The organism is Brucella sp. TWI559, assembly GCF_039674265.1.
Taxonomy (GTDB): domain Bacteria; phylum Pseudomonadota; class Alphaproteobacteria; order Rhizobiales; family Rhizobiaceae; genus Brucella; species Brucella chromiisoli.
The window spans coordinates 1-3409 of sequence record NZ_JBDJNE010000050.1; the positions used below are offsets into that span (position 1 = coordinate 1).

Genomic DNA, 3409 nt, shown 5'->3' on the forward strand with positions numbered 1-3409 from the left:
CGAAGTCATCGACTGGAGGGAAGCAATGATGTGGAGGTGGAAACAACGCTTTTTGCGGGCAAAGAGGGGGACCGCATGGTCGAGGGGGTGGTGACGCAGTTGAGCTTGCGGCTAAATATTGTATCGTCGAGCTGGGCAAAACTTGAGGACGAAAATGATCTGCCAGCACAATGATCTGCACATCGCCTGATTTTTATAATCTAAAGGAATGGTATTCTTGCTTGTCTTCGAAGTATTACGCTTTAAAGAATTATAAAGCATGTTTTTGGATTCGGGTTTATGACAATGGATAATCGCGACCAGTTCAAAATGGACCGCAAAGTCATCGAACAGCGAAAGTGGATTGGCTTTTTTGGCCTTGGCATATTGCTCATCGCGGGTGGAACTCTATGCCTGCTTCTACCCGTGTTTTCCGAATTTGCTGCGAGCACAATCTTTGGCGTCGTCTTGATGGGCATTGGTGTCGTCAAGATTATTCAGTCACTTTGGGTGAAAAGCTGGGCAGGTTTTGTCTGGCAGGAGTTGTCTGGTGCCGTAGAGCTGGTTGGCGGGGTAATGATTTATCTCAACCCGCTTAAAGGTGCGCTTGCAATTACGCTTCTGATCGCCATTGTCGTGTTTGTTCATGGCTTCCTGCAAATTGCAATGTCATTCAAGATTAGACCTGAGAGCGGCTGGTGGTGGTTCGCCCTGTCAGGACTTATCGCAATTACGGCCAGTGTTCTTCTCATTCTTAAGTTTCCGCTGACGAGAGAGCTCCCGTCAGGCTCAATCGCTGGCATAGCATTATTGATCGCGGGTGTTTCTTATCTCGGAAGTGCATTAAGCACCCGAAAAGCTTAAGTTATGATCTGAATAAGCGACTATACTGAGTTTCATGCCATGCACTGGCCATCGCCATAAATGGTGCGACATTGCCAATTTCGTCATCGGTTAACTCACAAGACTTTTGAACCGCTGCATCTATTGCAGGTACGGCCGCTATCAATATTCTTTGCCCTGCCAGATGGCCCAGCGGTATAAGGCGAATTGCTGCCATAACTTGTGCCTCTACCACTGACCACATAAGACCCCGTAGCGCTTCACGTGCAGGGATAGTCCAATGATGCGCTGCGATTGCAAATGCCGCTGGATAGCTTGGACGCTCAACGCTCAGAAAGTCAGCTGCTTGCCGAACACCGAGTTGCGCGAGAACGGTCAATAGGGATTCCGACATACGCCGGTCCTCCATTTCAAGCTCCCGGCTTTCCCGACTCGCAGCAAGCCAGTCATTGAGTGCCCTGAACGCTGTGTCGTCACTAATCATCAGAGCATTGGCCATTCGCCAGTAAAATGCACCATCTAGAGATGCATAGCTGCTCTCAAGCACGCCAAGTATCCATGATGAGCAACTTTTTTCGTCTCGGATAATGTTAGCGTGAATGGCCCATTCCAACCCACGCGAATAGGAGAAGCCGCCTACGGGCAGGTTTGGGCTGACAAGCCGCAAGATATGCAACATCGCATCAGCATTTGGTTGAGATGTGGACAGTGCGTGGGCTGAAGCATTATCAACCGTTATTGAGGGGCATATATTGATCATTTTATCCCATAGGCTTCATCGTGGTGCCGATCTGATCGGTGCATTAATATTATCCTTTGTCGCTGGAAGGTTTGGCTCAGAATGAGCCAAACATTGATCCAAGGATAAAGACTGCAACAAGCGAGATAATGACACCCACAATCACGGTCATGACCATATCGAAATAACTGGAAGCATGGGTCTGCTTACTGATCTGCAAAAGCAGCAATACAGTACCGTTATGTGGCAAAGCATCCAAGGTTCCGGCGCTGATAACTGTTAGGCGATGCATGAGCGCTGGATCAATTCCATACTGGAGAGCTAATCGCATATATTCGTCCCCGAGCGCGTTGAGCGCAATTGCCATGCCGCCAGAAGCCGTTCCAGTCAAAGCGGCGAGCGCATTCATCGCTACCACGAGCGACACAAGTGGGCCTCCAGGAACCTCCAGTACAGCATCGCGAACCAAAGCAAATGCTGGCATCGCAGCAACAACTGCTCCAAAACCAACGAGACTTGCTATTGTGAGGATTGGTAGTGCTGAAGAATTGGCTCCGGCGTCAAGGCTTTCTCTGATGGAACCAAGTCTTTTGAAGTTGACTGCGATGAGCGTCAATATCGCTGTTGTGAGTGCGATTAATACCGCCCATAGTCCAATTGAGGAAGCAACATCAATGTTCCAAGGCGCTTGTTCAAGAAAGGAAAAGTCAACTCTTGGCAAAATAATCAATGCCATCAGGAAGTTGACGACGATGACCACAAGCAACGGAAGCAGTGCGAAAAAGAAAGGGGGGATCTCGTTTGCGCGTACGCCATGATTTAACTCTGCCGGGTCAAAGTCGCCGGAAAGTGTTGACTTTTCGCGCAATTCTTCTGTAATTTTTATATCGCCGGGATCTTCAATATAAATTTCACCCGCGAGTTGAGCTTTGGCTTGTGCACGCTGAAGCCACCACATACCAAAAGCAAGCGTTATCAGAGATGCAATAATACCAAGGCCTGGGGCGGCGAAAGTTGTTGTGCCGAAGTAAGGCATTGGTATCGCGTTATTTGTAGATGGCGTGCCGGGCATCGCTGACATTGTGAATGTAAATGCACCAAGACCAATCGCCGCCGGCATCAGACGTGCTGGGATATTGGCGGCCTTAAACATTTCACGTGTCATAGGGACCAGAACGAAAAATGCGACAAAGACACTGACGCCGCCATATGTAACAACGGCAGATGCCAAAACCACAGAGAGCATTGTTCTTTTCACGCCAAGTCTTTTGGTCAGATGTCTGGCGATCGACGTTATGGAACCGCTGTCATCCATCAGCTTTCCAAAGATCCCACCTAACAAGAACAAAGGGAACCATCGTGCGACAAAGCTCGCCGTGCCACCCATATAGGTTGATGTCCAATGGGCCAGTAATGGTTCACCGGCAATGAAAGCCGCGAGAAGAGCGGCGATTGGTGAAAGTAAAAGAACGCTCCAGCCCCGATATGCAAACCACATCAGAAGAGCGAGACCTAATAAAATTCCAATCAGTCCCATCGGAGTGCCTCCTCATTACAACGCAGTATGGGTGCAGCGTTTAATCAAAACATCATTCCCCGATTCCGCGACTATACTTCACCGAGGCTTTCTCAGACGTCGTTTATCCGAATACGACTACCTCGCGCAAGCGCTGTAATCTCAAGTCTAATGCCTGGGCGCCCCAGCTAAACAAATGATTTCTGCTGCGGTAACGTATTCTAAAATTTCTAAATCGCCTGCCTCTATGGAGCATCGCTCCGTCCACCCCAGAGATGAGATCGCGGCTCTGCGCACAGCCGCGATTATCAAACCCTATTTGCACCAGAAAC

The 3409-nt window shown here is 49.1% G+C and carries 4 protein-coding genes; 1 reads left to right on the forward strand and 3 read right to left on the reverse strand.

Going from position 1 to position 3409, the window contains the following annotated elements; translation table 11 throughout:
* The first annotated feature begins 279 nt into the window (after nt 1–279).
* Nucleotides 280–843, forward strand: a complete 564-nt coding sequence (locus ABE530_RS19415; protein ID WP_499695693.1) for an HdeD family acid-resistance protein — start codon at nt 280–282, stop codon at nt 841–843.
* 1 nt (nt 844) lies between these two features.
* Here ABE530_RS19415 and ABE530_RS19420 read toward each other — a convergent pair whose 3' ends face one another.
* The 3 genes from ABE530_RS19420 to ABE530_RS19430 all read right to left on the reverse strand — a co-directional run.
* Complete coding sequence (locus tag ABE530_RS19420) at nt 845–1501, reverse strand: urease accessory protein UreF (RefSeq protein ID WP_499695696.1); 657 nt, start codon at nt 1499–1501, stop codon at nt 845–847.
* 157 nt (nt 1502–1658) lie between these two features.
* The gene (locus ABE530_RS19425) at nt 1659–3098 is read right to left on the reverse strand and encodes a GntP family permease (protein WP_499695694.1); all 1440 of its coding nucleotides are present in this window, start codon (nt 3096–3098) and stop codon (nt 1659–1661) included.
* Between the two features lie 103 nt (nt 3099–3201).
* The coding region (locus tag ABE530_RS19430) for a hypothetical protein (protein ID WP_499695695.1) at nt 3202–3409 on the reverse strand (208 nt) is incomplete at its 5' end.